Annotated in this window: 22 protein-coding genes; 13 read left to right on the top strand and 9 right to left on the bottom strand. The window is 35.8% G+C overall.

Annotated features, from left to right (window positions below; all coding sequences use genetic code 11):
- Window positions 1-117 precede the first annotated feature (117 nt).
- Window positions 118-1,095: a GlxA family transcriptional regulator gene (locus BLV99_RS15090; RefSeq protein ID WP_092692200.1), complete on the bottom strand. Its 978-nt coding sequence runs from the start codon at window positions 1,093-1,095 to the stop codon at window positions 118-120.
- 132 nt (window positions 1,096-1,227) lie between these two features.
- Between BLV99_RS15090 and BLV99_RS15085 the strand changes: the two genes are divergently transcribed.
- From BLV99_RS15085 to BLV99_RS15065, 4 genes are all read left to right on the top strand, one after another.
- The gene (locus BLV99_RS15085; protein WP_092692197.1) at window positions 1,228-2,109 is read left to right on the top strand and encodes an MBL fold metallo-hydrolase; all 882 of its coding nucleotides are present in this window, start codon (window positions 1,228-1,230) and stop codon (window positions 2,107-2,109) included.
- Window positions 2,110-2,209: 100 nt separating this feature from the next.
- A complete protein-coding gene (locus tag BLV99_RS15080; protein ID WP_092692194.1) occupies window positions 2,210-2,635 on the top strand; it encodes an ester cyclase in 426 nt (141 codons plus the stop codon).
- Window positions 2,636-2,717: 82 nt separating this feature from the next.
- Window positions 2,718-3,260: a cysteine hydrolase family protein gene (locus BLV99_RS15075; RefSeq protein WP_092692192.1), complete on the top strand. Its 543-nt coding sequence runs from the start codon at window positions 2,718-2,720 to the stop codon at window positions 3,258-3,260.
- A gap of 739 nt (window positions 3,261-3,999) precedes the next feature.
- Window positions 4,000-5,157 carry an MFS transporter gene (locus BLV99_RS15065; protein ID WP_092692190.1) on the top strand — a complete coding sequence of 386 codons (1,158 nt, stop codon included), beginning with the start codon at window positions 4,000-4,002 and terminating at the stop codon, window positions 5,155-5,157.
- Between the two features lie 37 nt (window positions 5,158-5,194).
- On the opposite strand, the gene BLV99_RS15060 is transcribed toward BLV99_RS15065, so the two are convergent.
- Window positions 5,195-6,685 (bottom strand): amidase, encoded by a 1,491-nt coding sequence (locus BLV99_RS15060; protein WP_092692187.1) that lies wholly within the window; start codon window positions 6,683-6,685, stop codon window positions 5,195-5,197.
- A 456-nt stretch (window positions 6,686-7,141) separates the two neighbouring features.
- Between BLV99_RS15060 and BLV99_RS15055 the strand changes: the two genes are divergently transcribed.
- Entirely contained in the window at window positions 7,142-7,570 is a 429-nt protein-coding gene (locus tag BLV99_RS15055) for a hypothetical protein (RefSeq protein WP_413772576.1), read from the top strand.
- Between the two features lie 64 nt (window positions 7,571-7,634).
- Here the strand turns inward: BLV99_RS15055 and accC are convergent, their stop codons facing one another.
- The 4 genes from accC to BLV99_RS15035 form a co-directional block, all read right to left on the bottom strand.
- Window positions 7,635-9,002 carry an acetyl-CoA carboxylase biotin carboxylase subunit gene (accC, locus tag BLV99_RS15050; RefSeq protein ID WP_086166702.1) on the bottom strand — a complete coding sequence of 456 codons (1,368 nt, stop codon included), beginning with the start codon at window positions 9,000-9,002 and terminating at the stop codon, window positions 7,635-7,637.
- A gap of 17 nt (window positions 9,003-9,019) precedes the next feature.
- Window positions 9,020-9,433 (bottom strand): acetyl-CoA carboxylase biotin carboxyl carrier protein, encoded by a 414-nt coding sequence (locus tag BLV99_RS15045; protein ID WP_086166703.1) that lies wholly within the window; start codon window positions 9,431-9,433, stop codon window positions 9,020-9,022.
- A 16-nt stretch (window positions 9,434-9,449) separates the two neighbouring features.
- The gene (gene aroQ / locus BLV99_RS15040; protein WP_092692185.1) at window positions 9,450-9,905 is read right to left on the bottom strand and encodes a type II 3-dehydroquinate dehydratase; all 456 of its coding nucleotides are present in this window, start codon (window positions 9,903-9,905) and stop codon (window positions 9,450-9,452) included.
- Between the two features lie 1,435 nt (window positions 9,906-11,340).
- Window positions 11,341-11,943: a LexA family protein gene (locus BLV99_RS15035; protein WP_092692203.1), complete on the bottom strand. Its 603-nt coding sequence runs from the start codon at window positions 11,941-11,943 to the stop codon at window positions 11,341-11,343.
- A 124-nt stretch (window positions 11,944-12,067) separates the two neighbouring features.
- On the opposite strand from BLV99_RS15035, the gene BLV99_RS15030 reads away from it, so the two are divergent.
- The 8 genes from BLV99_RS15030 to BLV99_RS14995 all read left to right on the top strand — a co-directional run bounded on the left by BLV99_RS15030 (window position 12,068) and on the right by BLV99_RS14995 (window position 16,939).
- Window positions 12,068-12,418 (top strand): immunity protein Imm33 domain-containing protein, encoded by a 351-nt coding sequence (locus tag BLV99_RS15030; protein ID WP_092692183.1) that lies wholly within the window; start codon window positions 12,068-12,070, stop codon window positions 12,416-12,418.
- 260 nt (window positions 12,419-12,678) lie between these two features.
- Window positions 12,679-12,939 (top strand): hypothetical protein, encoded by a 261-nt coding sequence (locus tag BLV99_RS15025; RefSeq protein WP_086185694.1) that lies wholly within the window; start codon window positions 12,679-12,681, stop codon window positions 12,937-12,939.
- Between the two features lie 4 nt (window positions 12,940-12,943).
- The gene (locus tag BLV99_RS15020; RefSeq protein WP_092692180.1) at window positions 12,944-13,696 is read left to right on the top strand and encodes an ATPase; all 753 of its coding nucleotides are present in this window, start codon (window positions 12,944-12,946) and stop codon (window positions 13,694-13,696) included.
- 109 nt (window positions 13,697-13,805) lie between these two features.
- Window positions 13,806-14,003 (top strand): hypothetical protein, encoded by a 198-nt coding sequence (locus tag BLV99_RS15015; protein ID WP_092692178.1) that lies wholly within the window; start codon window positions 13,806-13,808, stop codon window positions 14,001-14,003.
- A 243-nt stretch (window positions 14,004-14,246) separates the two neighbouring features.
- Window positions 14,247-14,663: a YeeE/YedE family protein gene (locus BLV99_RS15010; RefSeq protein ID WP_086185691.1), complete on the top strand. Its 417-nt coding sequence runs from the start codon at window positions 14,247-14,249 to the stop codon at window positions 14,661-14,663.
- A gap of 1 nt (window position 14,664) precedes the next feature.
- Window positions 14,665-15,087 carry a DUF6691 family protein gene (locus tag BLV99_RS15005; RefSeq protein WP_092692175.1) on the top strand — a complete coding sequence of 141 codons (423 nt, stop codon included), beginning with the start codon at window positions 14,665-14,667 and terminating at the stop codon, window positions 15,085-15,087.
- The gene (locus BLV99_RS15000; RefSeq protein WP_092692173.1) at window positions 15,084-15,956 is read left to right on the top strand and encodes an MBL fold metallo-hydrolase; all 873 of its coding nucleotides are present in this window, start codon (window positions 15,084-15,086) and stop codon (window positions 15,954-15,956) included. The genes BLV99_RS15005 and BLV99_RS15000 overlap by 4 nt, the downstream gene beginning before the upstream one ends.
- Before the next feature lie 218 nt (window positions 15,957-16,174).
- Window positions 16,175-16,939, top strand: a complete 765-nt coding sequence (locus BLV99_RS14995) for an alpha/beta fold hydrolase (RefSeq protein WP_092692171.1) — start codon at window positions 16,175-16,177, stop codon at window positions 16,937-16,939.
- A gap of 44 nt (window positions 16,940-16,983) precedes the next feature.
- Here BLV99_RS14995 and BLV99_RS14990 read toward each other — a convergent pair whose 3' ends face one another.
- The 3 genes from BLV99_RS14990 to icmH are packed head-to-tail and all read right to left on the bottom strand — an operon-like array spanning window position 16,984 to window position 19,391.
- Window positions 16,984-17,934, bottom strand: a complete 951-nt coding sequence (locus BLV99_RS14990; RefSeq protein ID WP_092692169.1) for a M15 family metallopeptidase — start codon at window positions 17,932-17,934, stop codon at window positions 16,984-16,986.
- Window positions 17,931-18,572: a hypothetical protein gene (locus BLV99_RS14985; RefSeq protein ID WP_092692166.1), complete on the bottom strand. Its 642-nt coding sequence runs from the start codon at window positions 18,570-18,572 to the stop codon at window positions 17,931-17,933. The genes BLV99_RS14990 and BLV99_RS14985 overlap by 4 nt, the downstream gene beginning before the upstream one ends.
- Window positions 18,573-18,584: 12 nt before the next feature.
- A complete protein-coding gene (gene icmH / locus BLV99_RS14980; RefSeq protein ID WP_092692164.1) occupies window positions 18,585-19,391 on the bottom strand; it encodes a type IVB secretion system protein IcmH/DotU in 807 nt (268 codons plus the stop codon).

Below are 19,391 nucleotides of genomic sequence, written 5' to 3'. Positions count from 1 at the left end.
ATCAAACCGTCCGCTAAGAAAATCGCAAAAGCATATATTCTAAAAGCGGACATTTTTACTTTGGAGAAACCGGACATTTCTATTTGGGGCTTACAAGTGCGTTTCGTATAAGCACCATTATGTTAAATAAGGCTGAGTATTGTTACTAGTGATTCCAAAAGATTTTCTCCATGCTTGAGGACTAGTACCGTATTTTTCACGGAAATTTTTTCTAAAAGACACAGTATTATTAAATCCTGAAAGCTCAGTTATTTTTTCGATAGACAAGTTTGTGGTTTCTAAAAGTTCACAACTTAACCTGATTCTTTCAGTATTCAGCCAATTTACTAACGTCATTCCTGTCGCTTTCTTAAAATGTCGTGTGAACGTCCTACGTGTCATATTTACCCGTTCAGCTAAGTCTTCAATATTATGTTGTAGAGCTAAATTCTTTCTTAAAAAATCAAGTAAGAGATTAATTTGGGCATCTTGACTCGATTTTGCTACAGGCTGTTCAATAAACTGAGCTTGTCCACCTTCACGATGAGGTGGGATCACCATTACTCTAGATACTTTATTTGCAATTTGTGCATTATAAATTTCACGTACTAAATACAGACAGCAATCCAATGCTGCGCCCGTTCCAGCTGATGTTACGACTCTTTGGTCTTCAACATAGAGGGCATCACGATCGAGATGAACTTGTGGAAATCTTTCACTAAAATCTTGTTCAGCCATCCAGTGTGTAGCTGCTTTTTTATGGTCGAGTAAACCTGCGTATGCTAATGCATAAGTCCCATAGCATAATCCCACTATCCTAATTCCAGTTTGATATGCCCAATTTAGCTCCTGAATAAGTAACTGTTCAGGCTTGCGATTAAAATCATCCCATCCAGGAATAATGATGAGATCTGACTCTTTCATAAGTTCTATTCCACCATCAGGAATAATCATGATGGATTGGTCTGTTTTCACAGGCTGACCATCTATAGAAAATATTTTAAGGTCAAATAAGAGCTTATCATCAATTTTAATATTGAAGATAATGTGAGGAATCGAGAAGTGAAATGGATTTATATTGGGATAAACGAACAATCCAATGACCGGTATAGCCATTCAATCTACCTCTCTAAAATAATGAATATAGCATTTTGTCCTAATAGTTTCGATGGTTGTCCTTAAAGACAGTGTTTCTATATTCTAATTCTTATCATAATTCTAATATCAGTAAATCATTCGGTATTTGATATGAAAAAAATTCTAAGTCGCTCTCTGATTGCTTTATCTATAGCAGCAGGTTCATTGAATGTATATGCAAATGAAAATATTCAACGAGACACATCTAAAGTGACGCATATACAAGAAATTCGTAATGCAACGATCAAAGTTACTTATGCAGACACCACTTTTTTAGTTGATCCAATGTTTGCTAAAAAGGGCTTTTATGAAGGCTTCCCGAATACATATCGTAGTTATTTACGTAACCCACTGGTAGATCTACCGATTCAACCAGAAACGATTCTCGAAGGCGTAGATGCGATTATTATTACGCATACTCACTTAGATCATTGGGATGATGCAGCGCAAGCCACTATTCCGAAGAATATGCCTGTTTTTGTACAAAACAAACAAGATCAAAAAACGATTCAATCACAGGGTTTTAAAGATGTCCGCATCTTAACTCAAACGACTTTCCAAGGCGTTAAGTTAACTAAAATTGGTGGTCAACACGGTACGGATAAAATGTATAGCAACCCCGAGCTAAAGGCTCTTTTAGGTGAAGCTATGGGGATGGTGTTTGAAGCGACAGGACATGAAACAGTTTATGTTGCTGGAGATACCATTTGGCACCCTGAAGTTGATCAGGCGATCGAAAAATTTAATCCTAATGTCATTGTATTGAATACAGGAAAGGCACTGCTGCAAGGTTCTGATGATTCCATCATTATGGGCAAAGAAGATACGTATCGAGCTGTTCAAAAAGCACCTAATGCTAAAATTGTTGCCGTACATATGGATGCGATTAACCATATGTCTGTAACACGTGCTCAGCTTTCAGAATATATAAAAACAAAAGGCATTCAAGACAAAGTGTTAATTCCAACAGATGGTGAAACACTTTCTTTTTAATTACATGCATTCAAATTCACTTTTAGGACAGCATAGTATTCATTTTTCTAAAAAAGATGAGTGAATTCTATGTTATCCAATATATTGTAAGGTACAAACAATGAATACTGAAGCCATCAACAATAAAGCTTTAGCACAGAAATTCTACGATTATTTACAAAATGAAGACTATGAAAGTGCAGCACAATTATGCCATGAAGATTTCATCTTTTATTTACAACTAGATACTCCTATTCATGGTACAGATGGTTTTATTGTGTCTGAAAAAGCAAATTTTGATGCTTTTAATGGATTCAAATTTACTGTTGAGAAGATGTTCGCAGAAGATAATCATGTTGCCGTATTTATGGTTTTTGATGGATCTCATTCAGCAAAGCTTATGGGTATTGAACCAACAGGGAATCGTGTTCGATTTTCTCTAATGATGTTACTTAAAATCAAAGATGGAAAGATTCTTGAAAAAAGAGCTCATTTTGATAAGGCGGATATTTTAAGACAATTAACACCACTTCCAGCTGTTAGTTAATTTATGGCTAAAAACTTTTTCTTTTTAATTCTGTTTTAAAAAAGTCAGAACAAATGAATATTAGTTAAATAAAGGAAATGACATGTCCAAATCAGCTTTATTAGTTATCGACTTACAAAATGAATATCTACCTACAGGTAAATTACCATTGGTAAGTATTGAACAGGCTGCTGCTAATGCAGTGAAAGTGATTGCTAAGGCCCGTCAAGAGGGTACTCAAGTGATTCATGTCCAACATATTGCTAATGCTGAATCTCCTATATTCGAACCCGGCTCAAACGGTATTGAATTTCAGGATACAGTTAAGCCACAAGCAGATGAAACTGTGGTCATTAAAAATCACATCAACGCGTTCTTAAATACGAATCTCAAAGAAATTTTAGATACCAATGAAGTGACTGAGTTAGTCGTGATAGGTGCTATGAGCCATATGTGTGTTGACGCTGCTGTTCGTGCTGCTGCTGATTTTGGTTATAAAGTAAAAGTTATTTATGATGCTTGTGCAACGCTAGACCTAGAGTTCAATGGCATCAAAGTACCTGCTGGCCATGTCCATGCAACATTAATGGCTGCTTTTGAGTTTGCTTATGCTCAAGTGATATCAACTGAAGATTATATTGGCTAAAGATTAAGATTTTCTAAAATTAACCTAATACACCTTATACGAAATGCCATTGTTTTATCTTTTAAAATCAGTATATTGAAAGTTGCCGCCCTGAATCACAGAGTAACAGGGCGGCAACTTTGTGATTTTTTACGTTCCATGATTGCTATTTGATCAAAGTTTCACTATTTTGATTAGCTTTTCTTAAATCTCACTACCCAATTTTTTCTCAATGTAGCACTTCACAATAGCTTCAATGGCGGTATCTGCTGTTTATTCAACTCATCTTCAATACGATCTTATCAAACTGATTTTTTCTTTTTCAATCAGCTTTCCGCATAACTCCCAGTCTAGTGTCGGTGCATTTTTAACTTTCAGAGTGCCAGCTAAGACAGTCGGTAATTGCTTATAAGTCATCTCAGATACTTTCATTATTTATTTCCAATTTTTTGAGTTATAAATTTTAAAAGACCAACCACTTTCTTTCACAAAAGGCTTCCCATTTTTTACAGTGTGTTCAATATAGAGGTGGAGCCAAGTACTTATATTTTATTAAAAGACATTAAATGTGTAGCAGAGTATTATGGGTTCTTGAAAAAGAGTGGTTTTTGAGCAGTATACAAATTTTGTAATAATTTAGATTGGAAAGATTTGTATACTCATTTGTAGACTGTTGAACTGCAAATGAGTACTTTTGAGTACAAATATATACAACTCTTTATCTTGCTAACTAATTGAAAATACAACTGATTAAAACATTATGCTCTCCCTACCAATCCAACATAAACTAAGTGGATTCTACTTTTTCTACTACTCGATAGTAGGAACTTTCATGCCATTTTGGAGCCTTTATCTAGAAGATCAGGGCTTTAATTATCAAGAAATAGGGCTTTTATCTTCTATAGCGATTGTGACACGTTTTTTTGCGCCATTTATTTGGGGTTGGATAGCGGATAAATCTGACAAAAGAATGTTGTTGGTACGTATTGCGACTTGGGTTGAAGCTTGTATTTGGTTCATGATTTTTCTCATTCCAAATACATTTCAATCGGTTGCATTACTGATGCTTATTTTTAGCTTTTTTCAAAATGCCATTTTAGCGCAATTTGAAGGGGTGACTTTATTTTGGTTGGCTGAAAAACGGACCCAACTTTATGGAAAAGTCCGAAAATGGGGTTCTATCGGTTTTATTGTTGCTGTTTTTGGCATAGGGGCTTTATTTGAAATCGTGCCGATTTCGATGCTGCCTATTATGTTGCTATGTATTGCATTTTTGGCATTCATTTGGTCTTTTACGATTAAAGAACCGACTACAGCACCTCATTCGCAGCAACAATTAGAACCATTGTTGCCGATCTTAAAACGACCTGTTGTTGCTGCATTTTTTGCAATTGAATTTGTTTTATTATTTTCTCACGCGCCATTTTATAGTTTTTATAGTAACTATTTACACCAAGTTGGCTTTAGCACCACTGAAATCGGTTTTTTGTGGTCGGTTGGGGTGGTTGCTGAAATTATCATGTTCGCTTTTGCACATGTTTTTTTAACCCGATTCTCTTGGCGTTATTTAGTCAGCCTTTGTTTGGTGTTGACTGGTATTAGATGGATGAGTGTTGGACTACTGCCGAACTTATTTGTTGCCCAGTTTTTAGCACAAACCATTCATGCTTTTAGTTTTGGCTTATTTCATATGATTGCCATGCGTGTTGTGTTCCAAAATTTTTCAATAGGACAACAAGGGCGTGGGCAAGCGATGTATAGCACGATGTGGGGCTTAGGTGTAGCTTTGGGGAGTATCTTAGCAGGCAGATATTGGCAACTCATCTCTGGGGAAGTGATCTTTATTATTGCTGGGTTTGCAACTTTCATCGGCTTGTTGTTTGTTCGCTGGCTTCCAAAACATATCCAACAAGCCTAAAAAGCTTAATCACGTAATAAAATAGTGTGACTATTTTTTAGAGTTGAATTTGACTATAACGATTAAACCAAGGTTGTGCTTGTTCAAGTTGAGCTGCCAGTTGCAGTAATATGTCTTCTCGGGCAAAAGGTGCAATAAATTGCGAACCCAAAGGTAGATTGTCTGCATTCCAGTACAGTGGAACAGACATTGCTGGCAGACCAGTGATATTAGCCAATTGTGTAAAAGGAACCCATGTTAAATTTTCTTTTACAATTCGATCTACCAATTTCCCTTGGGCCAATAAATGTGCCTTGCCTAATTTTAATAGACTTTTCAAAATGGGTTTTTGCCAGTGAGGTAATTTGATTTCACCGTTTTTAGGTGCAACAGAAGCGGTTGCTGGCGTTAAATACAAATCATATTGATCAAAAAAATGATTCATTTTCGTCGCATACACGCCCCAATTGTTAAGATTGTGAATATATTCTAGAGCAGTCGTTTGTTTTCCGAATGCTGCAAGTGCCAATGAATCCAGCTCAAAATCACTATTTTTCGCCTGATGTTGTTGTTTGATTTTTTCAAGAACATAGGAAAATTGACTGAACCACGTGGTAATAAAATCTTTGGCTAACGCCATACCATCAATAGGTGGCGTGTCTTCTACCACAATATGTCCTAATGACTCTAATAATTTTGCTGTATGTTGAACTGCTGCAATTGCATCTTTGGAAATAGGCGTACCGATAGGTGAGTGGGTACTAAAAGCAATTTTTAATGGTTTAGGTGGCTGTTGAATGATGTCTAAATAGCGACTTTGAGGAGGTTCAATTTTAAACAAGGAACTATGCTCTGCGCCGTGTGTTGCATCAAGCATGGCAGCGCTATCTCGAACTGTTTTGGTCAGTACATGTTGAACTGCGGCTCCATGCATCGCTTCACTCATTTGTGGGCCCCAAGGCGTGCGGCCACGGCTCGGTTTTAATCCAAATAAACCACAGTACGATGCAGGAATACGAATAGAGCCACCGCCATCTCCAGCGCCAGCGATGGGAACAATACCTCCCGCAACTGCGGAAGCCGATCCACCTGAAGATCCACCACTATTGTGTCTTAAATTCCAAGGGTTATGACACGTTCCCCAAGCATCTGGTTCAGTAATTCCTTTAATACCAAATTCTGGTGTGTTGGTTCGACCAAAGGTCACAATTCCTGTATTTTCCCAGCGATTAACAATTTCAGAATTCTGTTCAGCCATATGATTAATTCGTTTTAAGCCCTTACAACCATATGAAGTGGGATAACCTGCATATTCTTGAAATAAGTCTTTCACTAAAAAGGGTACACCAGCAAAAGGTCCCGTTAATTGTTGTTTGGTTCTTTGCTCTGCATAGTCATGCATGGGAATAATAATGGCATTTAATTGGGGATTGGTATTTGCGGCACGTTGCAATGCCAAATTCAGTAATTCTGAAGCTGAAACTTCTTTGTTTGCCACCAATTCGGCCAATCCTAGCCCATCATATTTTAGATATTCAGAAAGTTGCATTACTAGCCCTTGTTTTTTTTAATATAAGTCTCTGTTGTTGTAAGCGATTTGATATGAAGAAGCAAGACAGATCGGATGAACCTTATAAGGCCTTTGATTATAGATGGCTTCATCAGCATGGTTGATTTAATCGTAGTACTGATTCAGCAGCGACTCGAATTCGTATAGCAATTGCTTGAATTTTTATATCTGGTTTTGATATTTTTTTGAATTTAATTTTGAGTTGAAAATAATAAATTCATGGACGTATTGCGCTAAAATTTCCTTTGCCCAGCACAGACTAAAATCGATTTAAAGGCATGACTGAAACATAAATATATTGTTGTAATATGGTTGATAAATACTGGGTTTTCATAAAAATATGCTAAGTTGTATTTAGAAATTTTATCATTGAACTTATGATGTATGAAAAAAACATATCTTACGATTTTTCTCATATTGTGCTCATCTGTAGTGATGGCAAATGAGAACAAAGCAGTTGTTGCAACAGAAGAAATGGATCGAGTTGAAGATTCGAATCCTATTCGTATTGTAACGCGTCCCGAAATTGTTGGTTTGTGGGGCATGCAAATAGCGAATAATAAGAAATGTATTGAATATTATAATTTTAAAAGTAATAACAATGTGGTGATCAAGAGTGGGCAAGAATGGTCATCGGGTATTTATGACTATCAATCATCACAAGAAGAACGTAGCGCGTTGCCAGCTCTGATATTACAAGTAAAATACGATAACAATGAAGTTGATTGTTCTGGTTATAACGAAGACCAAACAGGTGAAATTTCTCAATATTTCGTGCAGTGGAAAAATCCATCAACCATTAATTTTTGTAGCAGTGAAAAAGCAGATCAATGTTTTGCTACATTACGCCGTATTTTACCTTAGTTGCTATAAACATATAAAAAAACCGCTCTTAAAGAGCGGTTTTTTTATAGCAAAGAAGGTAACGTTAAGATCCTTCTTTAACATGACCTTCTAATTTCTGAAGCAAATGTTTTTCTAGATAATGAATATCCATTGCTTGAGAACAGAAATTTTCATCTTCTAAAATCAGATCTTTATGCAAAGGAATGTTGGTCTTAATTCCAGTCAAGATCATTTCTTCTAATGCTTGTTTCATCCGCGCAATACATGTTTTTCGGTCTTTACCATGGGCAATGAGTTTAGCAATCATTGAGTCATAGTAAGGTGGAATACTATAGCCTTGATAGATATGCGAATCTAAACGAATACCTGCACCGCCTGGTGTATAGAAGTGTTCAATTTTACCTGGTGATGGTAAGAAGGTCGTTGGATCTTCTGCATTGATACGGCATTCCATAGCATGACCATTACATTCAACATCTTCTTGTTGAATATTAAGACCAAGACCACCTGCAATTAGAAGCTGTTGCTCGATAATATCGATACCAGTGACCATTTCAGTGACTGGATGCTCAACTTGAACACGCGTATTCATTTCAATAAAGAAGAATTCATCATCTTCAAATAAGAATTCGAATGTGCCTGCACCACGGTATTGCATTAGTTTACATGCATTTACACAAGCTTCTAAAATATCAGCACGTGCTTGTTCAGGTAGGCCCGGTGCTGGTGCTTCTTCAAGTACTTTTTGATGACGACGTTGTAAAGAGCAGTCACGATCAAATAAGTGAATGGCATGACCATTACCATCCGCTAGAATCTGAACTTCTACATGGCGTGGTTTTTGTAGGAAGCGTTCCATGTAGACGGTGTCATCACCAAACCACATTTCCGCATCACGCTGTGCTGCTTGAACTGATTCAAGTAATGTATCAACACGTTCAACAATACGCATACCACGACCACCACCACCTGAAGCGGCTTTGACAATCAGCGGGAAGCCAATTTCTTTTGCTTCAGCCAATGCATTGTGGATTGTGACGGCATGTGCTGAACCCGGAACAGTTGGAACACCCGCTTTACGCATTGCTGTAATGGCAGAAACTTTGTTCCCCATTAAGCGAATGTGTTCAGGGCGAGGGCCAATGAAGATAAAGCCTGAGCTTTCTACAATTTCCGCAAATTCAGCATTTTCAGACAAGAACCCATAACCTGGATGGATTGCATCTGCACCAGTGATTTCAGCAGCAGTAATAATTGCTGGGATGTTTAAATAGCTTTCACTACTTGCACCCGGACCAATACATACTGCTTCATCAACAAAACGAAGGTGCATGAGGTCTTTATCGGCATCGGAATAAATACCAACGGTTTTAATTCCTAAAGTTTTGCAAGCTCGGGTAATGCGTAAAGCGATTTCACCCCGGTTTGCAATTAATACCTTTTGCAACATTATAAATCCCCGTGGTTTTACGCGCGATAGCGGAAAAGTGCTTGACCGAATTGAATCACTTCACCATTTTTCACTAAAATTTCTTCAACAACACCGCTTTGGGTTGCTTCAATTGGATTCATGATTTTCATGGCTTCAATGATGCCTAAAGTTTCACCCGCAGAAATGGTTTGACCCACTTTAACAAATGGTGCTTCACCTGGGCTTTGTGCAGAATAGAACACACCGACCATCGGTGAAGTTTCTACAGCGCCACGCGGCGTTTTAGCTACAGGAGCTGCAACAGCCGTAGGCATGGCTTGAACACCTGCCGCAACCACAGGATTACGACGAGTTAATGCGATGGATTGATCACCTTCTTTAACTTCTATCGCTTGTAAGTCAGATTCAATCATCAGGTCGATGAGTTTCTTGATTTTACGAATATCCATGAGACAGTATTCCTAATTATGATTGCGTAGTAGGTTGAATTTTTTCGATGGCATAATCGAGTGCAGCGGAATAACCTTTTGCACCTAAACCGCAAATTACGCCAACAGCTTTATCGGATAGATATGAATGATGTCTAAATGCTTCACGAGCATGAACATTAGACAAATGAACTTCAATAAATGGTATTGCTACACCAAGAAGGGCATCGCGTATTGCAACAGACGTATGTGTCAGTGCTGCTGGATTAATAATAATAAATTGCACGCCGTGTTGTCCGGCTTGATGAATTCTGTCAACAATTGCACCTTCCCAATTACTTTGGAACGTGTCTAACGAAATAGATGATTTTTGAGCTTGTGTAATGAGTTGCTGATTTATGTCCTCAAGAGAGAGATGTCCATAAACTTCAGGTTCACGCTTACCTAATAAATTAAGATTCGGTCCGTGAATGACTAAAATGCTCGAACTCATTCAGCTTGCTCCATTTCTAAGTTGCTGTAATACTTTGCAAGATGTCTGCAAAGTTGCCTCATTATGGCACAAAATCCTACATTTTTTTTATAATTTCGTTAAAATGAAGTAGAGGATATGTGTCATATCAGCGCTATATATTGAGAACTTTGCAAGGAAATGGCAATGTTAAAAAATGACAATTTTTATGATTATTCTTTGTTTTTATATTCTAAACCGAATTGACCAAAACAGTTCATGTAAATTGTGTAACAGCTATTACTCTGTTATCAAAGGTTTGAATGTCTTGTCAGTCGGTAGCAATTGATCTTATTGCGTCATTTTCCATAGGTGATGGTTGTTGTTGTAAATACTTATATGCAATTTAAGACAAAGTCCTGTTTTATTTTAATCAGCTTTTATTCAGTCATTATGCTATAGGCGACATTTTCATGTCGAGTATAAGTCATGAGCATTGTGTCGTTCTGGTTGCTTAGGTTAAAGAGCAAAGATATGACCTTTATGTTAAATAATTTTTAATTTTTTAAAATAAAACATGTGGTTATTGTGGTTTTTTAGGGTTTGATTCATGTGCGTTATACGCTGGATATTTAAGTTTTAAGGGGTAAGAAATACTATCTTTATAGTGGGGGATTTAGTATCTTTTTCTAAAGAAATATCGAAATATGCAAAAAGTGATTGTTGTACAATTAAATGCTAAATATGCGCTGTTTATATGAAAATGCAGGTTTATTTTATAATCAGCTTTGTATGCAAAATAAAAGTAAAAGGTCTAGATGAAAGGATTCTTTTGACGGAATATGGCTATCTTGACGAACAATGGATTGACCTTTTAGTTCATGAATAGCATGCACATGGTGATCGAAAACGATTGCATGAGATGATGTTCATTGGCAAAAGTTATGTTATCGCGATTATAAAGTTCATTATTGGGCAATTGTTCGCTGATTTTACGATCAATTTATTTAAAAATTTTTTTAATTCAGTCAAAAGAAATCGTCATACCTATTTTTAAGCTTTTGGCTTTGTTACTCAGATGGATAGAAGCGTCTTTATTATTGTGTGAGATAGATGACTATTGCTTTGTACAGAAATTAATATTGCTTAAATTCAAGTATGATCTTTCTATTTTTGGCTTCTTGAATTTGTAACTTTTTCAAAAAAGGGGGGAGTTAAAGCCTAACAAAGTGCTTAGCTGATGATTCGGATAATCAAGTGGGTATAATTGAAGATCTTTAAAGTCGTATAGGCTTGAGTAGTTACAGTTAATAGCATCTCGAGAGTAGATGGGGTGTTTACTGAGAGAGAATCAATAGACTATAAAATTGGGTATGGCTTGCTAACTGAGTATCGCTAAACAATGCGGAAAAATAGTAGTCCAAACAACCTAATCGGCATCAACACTCAAAAGACGAATTTTATTCATATAATTTCATTATCTCAGTTTTTTTAAAATACAAGTTACAACGCCCCAAATAATTAATTGTTCTTCATCGCGTAAATAAATATCAGGGTAATCAGGATTTTCTGCTTTTAACCAAATCTTGGTTGGGGCACGCTGCTGTTTTTCTTTCATCAGCCGTTTTACGGTAAATTCATTATGAATTAATGCCAGAACAATATCGCCGTGTCCTGCGGTTAAGCTACGATCAATAAGAATTTGATCATCTAGGTCTATACCTGCATTTTTCATAGACAGTGAACTCACCCGCAATACAAATGTACTTAATGGGTTATGTACCAAATATTCATTTAAATCGATAGAGTCTTCTGTGTAATCTTGGTCTGTAAAGGAATAATCATCGGCAATAGCTGGATAAGGAATATTTAATGCTGTTTGATTTCGAATTGCTTGCAGCTCAATTTTCTGACTCAGATCATCTTCAGGTTTTGGCTTTAACCATGCTTTTATTTCTAAAACTTTGGACTCTGGCACACGCATAACCACTGTTTTTTCTTGGTAGTGAGTTTTGCGTCCTGCATTTTTGCGCTTACCGCCGTGTTGATGTTCTATGATGCCTGAATCTTCTACTTTCATTTTTAGTCTTGAATTTGTAACTTTTTCAAGATTAGCAAAAAACCATGCAAATAAAAAGATTGCCAACACATTTATAATCTAGGATAAAATGCAGCATTCAGCTTTATGTAGCAAGGTATAAGCAATGATCCAGAAATCTCCTTTAGAAGAACTCATCGCAGAACAAAAGTTATTGTGTGAGGAGTTTGATTCTGCCTATATTAAAGTGAGTGGTGATGATGTTGTTGCAGTTGCTGTAGAGACATTAAATCAAGAACCGATTGTTGGTATTCGTAAAAAGCCTGAAACAGAAGAAAATGTTGCTTGGTTTATTTATGGTGGGGAACTTGAAGCGGGTGAAGATTTTTTCCAAACCATGACTGTTCGAGAGTTACAGGATATTTTACCTGAAGCGCTACCGTACTTAGCTTTGGCAGAAGGTTTTCGTTTTATGATTGACCGTGAAGATTACGAAGATGTTTGGAAAGAAGATTAAGGCCAAAATTCTGGTCTAGATATTTCCCAGAGCATACTGAGGTTAATCTTTTAGATATTTATGTTTTTTAAGCCACTAAATCAGTGGCTTTTCTTTTTTTAGAATAGGAGTTAGATCTAACGGTTTTACTGAAACGACATGATTAAATAGCGAATTTATCCAGTCAGTCGTTACATTTCTATGTTGGTGTATAAATAGACAATTATTTGTACTATGTTAATATAAGATGGAAATATAACTTGTGTAACGGGAGTTGTTCTATGACAGCTTATTACAGCCTTATGAAGGCAAGCAAATATGAGGATGATATGATTCCTAAACTTGCTATACATGCCTTTCGTCATGCCTTTAATAAAGCATGTTCGGTTGCGACCGTCGTTTACGCAAAAGAGCAGCAACTGGTACAACGTGAAGTAAATGGGGTTGAGACTGTTCTTCAAGACTTATCTCAATGCTATGTCACGCTTGATCATCTTCCTAAAGTATTAAAACGTAAGAAAAAACAAGAGGCTGCTGTATAACTTAATGCCTCAACCAAGAATAAGAATGTTTGCTGGTCCTAATGGGTCTGGAAAAAGCACAGTCAAAGAATATTTATTGCCCCATCATATTGGGGCTTATTTAAATGCTGATGAATTAGAACAAATGTTGAATACGACTCATCAATTAAATTTGATGGTTTATCATTCTGTGTTAAAAGCACAAGATTTGATTGATTTTTTAAAGCAAAAAAAGCGCCCTCAAATTGGCAATTTCATTCCTTTACTGAAACTTGATCCCATTTTATTGGATGACTACAACATTCAATTTGCTAGCTCAGAAATAGATTCTTATCTTTGTGCGCGTATCATTGATTATATTCGCTTAGAATTTTTACGCTTAAAGATCAGTTTTACTTTTGAAACAGTGATGTCACATATTTCTAAAGTGGAATTTCTGCAAGAGGCACAACGCCAAGGCTTTAAAACCTATTTGTATTATGTGTCGACTGTCGATCCGCTGATTAATATTGCTCGAGTTCAGTATCGAGTGAGTGTGGGCGGTCATCCTGTGCCTGAAAAGAAGATTGTAGAACGCTATTACCGTAGTATGGATTTATTAATGCAAGCAGTAGATGCCAGTGATCGAGCGTATTTATTTGATAATTCTTCAAATGGCGAAAAGGCTGCATTTATTGCCGAGATTCAATCAGCAGAAACCTTGAAAATGAATCCTGATGTTCTACATTTACCGTGGTGGTTTGCAGAAAAAGTACTTAAAGATTTCACAGCAGAATAAAAGATTTTTAAAGATCATCTTTAAAAACAAACAACATTGTGTATATTATAAAATGTAGTTCATAAAATTAAATAATAAATACGAAATCAATAACTAAGGTTTAAATAAAATGACAAACATTCAGTCTTCTGAAAAGATAGAAATTATTGATGATCTTGATGGAAAAGAGGTTGAGCAAGAGCAACAAGATAAGAATAACAATACAGAAATTACTTCAGGATTAGATGTATTTGATTTAGCAGAATTAGGCAGTGATTTAATTGATGTATTAGGCGACTTAGTCAGTGGCATCAGTCTGGATCTCTAAAAGGTTTTCCATAGATTAAACAAAATTTAACCATACTTTATATTGTATATGCCGCGTACATATTAAAATAATTTAAGTATAAAACCGTTGGCTAATATAGCTCCTTTCCAACTAGGCAACTCAACCAAACTCCCAAAAGATGTCAATAAAATAAACTTCTCAATCCATGATCCATAAAGTTACGGCACTTGATATATTTTTAAATATATTATATAAAAGTATATTGTTTTGGAGCGCTCTATCATGCACGACTTCCTACTCGCATTTCTAGGTGGAACACTTTTAGGTCTCTCTGTCGTGGGCTATTTATATGTCAATGGTCGTATAGCAGGGGTCAGTGGTTTAATTGCTCAAGTGTTAAATTTGCAAACGATATTTAAGACGCCTGCACTGTGGTTTTTATTGGGCTTATTTGTAGTGCCATTTTTTTATGGCATGGTACAAACGCCAAATATTGAACTTAATGCAAGCCCACTAATGATGATTGTTGCAGGATTATTGGTCGGTTTTGGTACGCGTATGGGTTCTGGATGTACCAGCGGACATGGTATTTGTGGAATAAGTCGACTTTCTAAGCGTTCAATGATTGCAACCCTGACTTTTATGTTTGCTGGATTTGTTACTGTTTATCTCATTCGTCATATCATTGGAGCGTTCTAAAATGAAAAATATATTGGCTTTTGTATTTGGTGGATTATTTTCAATTGGTTTAATTCTTTCAGGTATGTCTAATCCAGAAAAAGTATTAAATTTCCTTGATATATTTGGTCAGTGGGATCCAAGTCTTGCATTTGTGATGCTAGGGGCGATTGCTGTCGCATTTATTCCATTTCAACAAGTAGTACGTCATCGTGCGCCAAAAACATTATATGGTGATGCGATTGATTTACCTAAAAACAATACAATCGATTCTAAATTGCTGATTGGGAGTTCGATTTTTGGAATCGGTTGGGGGATTGCGGGGATTTGCCCAGCACCGAGTTTAACTTTAATTGGCCTAGGCTACTATCAGGCAATTTACTTTATTATCGCGATGTTCGCAGGTTTATTGATTCATCATAAATGGGCAGGAAGAAATTCATGACACAACATCCACGGGTACAGCATTTTTTTGATGAGCAGACCAATACCTTTAGTTATGTCGTAGCTGACCCTATCAGCGGAAAATGCGCCATTATCGATAGTGTTTTAGATTATGATGCTGCATCTGCAACAACGAAAACCACAAATGCTGATTTAATTGTGAATTATATTCAAGAAAATAGCCTAAGCGTAGAATGGATTTTAGAAACACATGTCCATGCAGATCATTTAACAGCATCACAATATTTAAAAGAACGTTTAAACGGTCAAATTGCGATGAGTAAGAAAATTGCCATTGTACAAGAGACGTTTAGTTCAATTTATAATTTAGATATCAAGCACTTTAACGCCCAGCAAGCATTTGATTATTTATTTGAGGATCATGAACAGTTCAAAATTGGTGAATTAATTGCATATAACATACCAACGCCTGGGCACACGCCTGCATGTTTAAGTTATGTGATAGGTGATGCTGTATTTGTCGGTGATACCTTATTTATGCCAGATTATGGAACAGCACGGTGCGATTTTCCGAAGGGTAGTGCTTCAGTTTTATTTGATTCGGTAAAAATGCTTTATCAGTTAGCTGATAATATTCGTGTTTTCCTTTGCCATGATTATTTACCTGAAGGTCGACATCAATATCGCTGTGAAAGTCGTATTCAAGCGCAGAAGAGCACAAATATTCATATCAATGATCAAACAACAAAGGCTGAATTTGTAGCAATGCGTAATCGCCGTGATGCCACACTTGCAATGCCTAAGCTGATTTTACCTGCGATTCAGATTAATATGAATGGAGGGAAATTCCCTGAACCAGAAGGCAATGGAATTCGTTATTTAAAACTACCATTCAATTATTTTAAATAACCAATATTTCTGGTTTTTTGAAATGAGAAGCTGCTCATTTGACTTGTTAAATTACGGTGCTGATTAAATAAACCAACTATTTTTTTATAAACATTTTTAATCGTATTTTAAATATGCTATAAATAGCCTAAGTAAAATAATATTTTTAAAAAATAGCAATTGATTAAATTCCTATTATCATCAAATATAAATCAATCTTAAATTGTTAAAAGAAATTTATGCTTCTAAATTATCAAATTCATTCCAATGAAACAGCAACCGAAAAAACACCTATTGTATTTATTCATGGTCTTTTTGGGAGTTTAAGTAATTTAGCCATGCTTGCTCGTGAATTTTATAACTCTCATTCTGTCATTCAAATAGATGTCCGTAATCATGGGCTTTCAGCGCATTCAGATGAAATGAATTATGCTGTAATGGCACAAGATATTTTGGATACGCTTGATTGCATCAACATTCAAACATTTTCTGTCATTGGTCATTCAATGGGTGGCAAAATTGCAATGCAATTGGTTCATCAAGCAGGTGAAAGAATTAAGCAATTGGTTATCTTGGATATAGCACCATTTGCATACACTCAAAACCACCATGATCAAATTTTTAAAGCATTATTTGCAGTACAAAATGCAAAAGTTGAAAGTCGTCTACAAGCAAGCCAAATCATGCGTGAATATTTACATGAAGAAATGGTGATTCAATTTTTAATGAAATCTTTTTCTCAAGGTCGGTGGCTTTTTAATGTCGATGCCTTATTTAAGCATTATTCTGATATTTTACATTGGGATGCTATTCAACCATACAACAAAGAAACACTCTTTATTCGAGGGGGAGAATCTGCATATATCAGTACAACTGAACATTTCGCAGCAATTGAACAACAATTTCCAAAAGCTAAAATTCAAGTTGTAGCAGATGCAGGGCACTGGTTACATGCAGAAAAGACCCAACAAGTACTTGATCAAATCAAAAAATATTTAAACTAAATTTTAAGTGACAGCTTTATTTAAATTGAGCTGCTGCTCTTAAATTAAGGAATATCATGAGCCAGCAGTTGACCTTCTGAAGTTAACTGCTCGGCCATTTCAGCTGTTTTTCTTAGTCCCGGCATACGATATTCAGTATGACCATAATCTTGAATGGACTTCCAGCGACCACCCCAAGTTAGACCCACAGATTCAGCAACTTCACCATATAATTGGTAGCCTTTCATAACTTCTGGATCACGTTCTGAAATAACCACTTTACCATTACGCTTAAATGCAATATCGGCAGCCAAACCAAATTGATGATAGCTTTGGAAACCTTTGGCACGGGTAATATGACGATTACCCGCCAATAAATTTTGACGTTCTGGACTGCGATAACCCTCTAATAAAACCATTTCATAACCATGACGTTCTTGCATAATTTTAAAGACCATGAGTAAACGCTGTTTATAACGCGGATTCATTTTATGCCATTTACGATCAGCCGAAGCAATATCACTATTTGAATGTTGCATATGCAGATCTTCAATATTGGGATTAAATGTTTCAGCCTGCACACTATGTTGTGTATCAAGCTGGCTTTCAGCCATAATTGCTTCTTCAATTAACGATGCATTTACCTCAGCTGGGGGAGACAACATTTGTCCATCAAGCAAGCTATAAATTTGAGGATCAACGTCTCTTAAATAGTCAGCTTCAATTTTGGTAGGATTAATGGGTCGTGTAAAAGCAAAAATTAAGATACTGCTAAATAACAAAAAGCCAGAAATAAGAATCCACCATTGCTGTAAATGCCAGTGCGATTGAACTTGCTCAGGTGCAGCTGCATCATTGAGTTGTTGGATAAACTGTTTAGCACAATGAAGTTGCTTTTTACTTTGTGGAATAAGAATGACAAAAAAATCTTGTACTTTATGACGTAATTCATAAGAAAATAATAAGGCCAAACTGCTTGAAACAAAAATAAAACCAATAAAAATAGCAATAATCATGGAGACACGGCGGTTTCTTTCGAGATGATTGGTGTTCTCGTTACTGTAATTTGTACAGAAGCTTGAGGAGGTTCATTTACTGCAATAGTATTTTCTTTAAGTAGCAGATTTTCTTTTTCTCTGTCTTGTGCTATTTGTGCTTTATTCGTTGATGTTAATTTAGCTGTTTCTGTTTTTAGTACTACCTTGGAATCAGCACTATTTTTTGCAGTAATTTGATGCTCTTTAACCGTGTCCTTTAAGTTATTTAAATTTGAAGTCATTTTTTTCGGATCACGATGATGTGAAAAAGCCTGATTCAAATCCATATTTTGAGGTTGTGGAAACTCAGCAGTATGCTCAAGATTTTCATCTTTAAGAGATGAATCATTATGAATAATCTCCTGTTGAGCTGGGTCTTTTTCTAAAATGCTAGCAACAGAATCATCATGTTCCTCTAAAAATTTTTGTTCAGAAGGATGTGTATTGATTACTGCTAATGGTTTTTGAATTTCATGACTATTTAAATAAATATAGCCGGTAATTAAGCTAAAAATAGCACCAATAAAGAAGCCTGAAACGCCATACCAAACGAGTAAGTTATTTCTCTTTTTTACAGGTTGTAATAGTCTTAAAGACCTTTGTTTATTGTTTGCCATTTTTTATTTTCTTTATGGTAAATGGATGGTGATATAGGCTTGTTCTATAGGTGGACTAATAATATTTTGATATTTAGAAAGTGCCTGATCATTCTGCTTTAAAAGCATAAAATTTAAGCCAATAAATGACAACAAAGCAAAAAGGATCAAAAATATTAAAATCCAAAAAAATGGTAATTCACGATGAATAATATGTTTAATATGATCAGGTAAGGCTGAAAATGGTGAGAAAGAAGGTTTTTTACCTTTTAAAAAGTCAATTTCATCACTTACACGGATCACCAGATGATTTAGATTTTCTATAGACTCTATACGGAATTTTCCATAAAAGCCAAGTAACATACAGTAATGAAAAACCTCTAAAGCAGCTAGTCGATCTTTACCTTGGCTACGAAGAGATTCTAATATTTCAAAAAAACGATAACCGGCAAGTTGTGAACCAAAAAGACTTAACTGTAATGGACTAATCATCCAATTATTTTGTAAATCAAAAAATTGAGCACTTTTTTGGGTGACGATTGTTTCATCAAGTAATGCGCAGTAGGCATATTTTGCATCATGAATATCATCAGCCGAAAATTGTAGTTTTCGTGCTTGATTTTCAAAGCGATTTAATAAGTTTAAAATTTTATCCCGAAATTCATCAACATTAGACGGAATATATTGCTGCTTCAATAAAAAAACAATATAGAAACCATCATGTAATAAATCAATAAGATTGGTTGCACTACTCATTTTTGATTGTGCCAATGCAGGGTTTAGGCCGATACCAATCAATCCATCTTCAAAAAGCGAATGTACCGTATTATTTATATTCAT

The sequence above is a fragment of the Acinetobacter kyonggiensis genome (genome assembly GCF_900107285.1).
GTDB classification, from domain to species: domain Bacteria; phylum Pseudomonadota; class Gammaproteobacteria; order Pseudomonadales; family Moraxellaceae; genus Acinetobacter; species Acinetobacter kyonggiensis.
The sequence above is the reverse complement of the archived record's forward strand: the minus strand, read 5'-3'. Positions and strand labels throughout refer to the sequence as shown.